At 75.4% G+C, this 1018-nt stretch carries 2 protein-coding genes; one reads left to right on the top strand and one right to left on the bottom strand.

Translation table 11 applies throughout. The features are described 5' to 3' along the window. The coding region (locus G3I65_RS35355; RefSeq protein ID WP_160699949.1) for a PhzF family phenazine biosynthesis protein at positions 1–516 on the top strand (516 nt) is incomplete at its 5' end. 12 nt (positions 517–528) lie between these two features. Here G3I65_RS35355 and G3I65_RS35360 read toward each other — a convergent pair. After that, on the bottom strand, positions 529–1018 hold a 490-nt coding region (locus tag G3I65_RS35360), incomplete at its 5' end, for a GlxA family transcriptional regulator (RefSeq protein ID WP_160699950.1).

A 1018-nucleotide genomic window follows, 5' to 3' on the forward strand; every position in this document is an offset into this window, starting at 1 on the left:
CGGCGGTTCCGCGCCACCTTCGACCCCGGCCCCGTGGACCTGCGCCACCCGACGACGGCGGAACTCGGCCGCGTGTTGCCGCCGCTCGGTCTCGCGGCGAGCCCGCTCGCCACGGACGCCCGGGTCGCTTCGGTCGGGCGGTCACGGCTGCTCGTGCCGGTCGCGACCAGGGCACAGCTCGGCGCTCTGGCACCGGACTTCACGGGGCTGCGCGCCGCCTGCGACCGTCTCGGCCTCCTGGGCTGCTACGTCTACTCCCCGCCGGATCGGGCGGGCCGGCTCGCGGCCCGGATGTTCGCGCCGTCGATCGGGGTGCCGGAGGACATCGCCAACGCCAACAGCACCGCTTGCCTCGCCGCGCACCTGAGCGGCGGCATCGCCGTCGACATGGGTGACTCCGTGGGCCGCCCGGCGACGATCACGGCCACCGCCCGGCAGACCGTGGCGGGGACGGTGACGGTCGAGGTGGGCGGGGTCGCGGACATCGACGGCACGCTCTCCGTGGTTTTCCCGTAGCCCGCCGGAAGGCTAAGGCCGCGGGGCGCGGGTGAACGACGCCCGGTAGCCGGTCGGAGTCAGGCCGGTCTTCTTCGCCAGGTGCTGGCGGAGCGAGTCGACCGTGCCGATGCCGCTGCGGGCGGCCACTTCGCCCAGCGGAAGATCGGTGGACTCGAGCAGCTCGCGGGCCCGGTCGATCCGCTGCTGCAGCAGCCACTGCAGGGGACTGAGCCCGGTCTCGGCCCGGAACCGGCGGGTCAGGGTGCGGATGCTCGTGGTGGCGTGCCTCGCGAGGTCCGTGAGCCCGAGGGGTTCGTGCAGGTGTTCCAGCGCCCAGGCGCGGGTGCCGGCCAGCGACGTCCCCCGCTCCGGCGGCGCGGGTGCGTCGATGAACTGCGCCTGGCCGCCCGGCCGGACGGGGGCGACCACGGCGAGGCGCGCGACCGTGTTGGCGACCGCGGCGCCGTAGTCGGAGCGCACGATGTGCAGGCAGAGGTCGATCCCGGCGGCCAGCCCGGCG

The organism is Amycolatopsis sp. SID8362 (genome assembly GCF_010550475.1).
Classification (GTDB): Bacteria; Actinomycetota; Actinomycetes; order Mycobacteriales; family Pseudonocardiaceae; genus Amycolatopsis; species Amycolatopsis eburnea.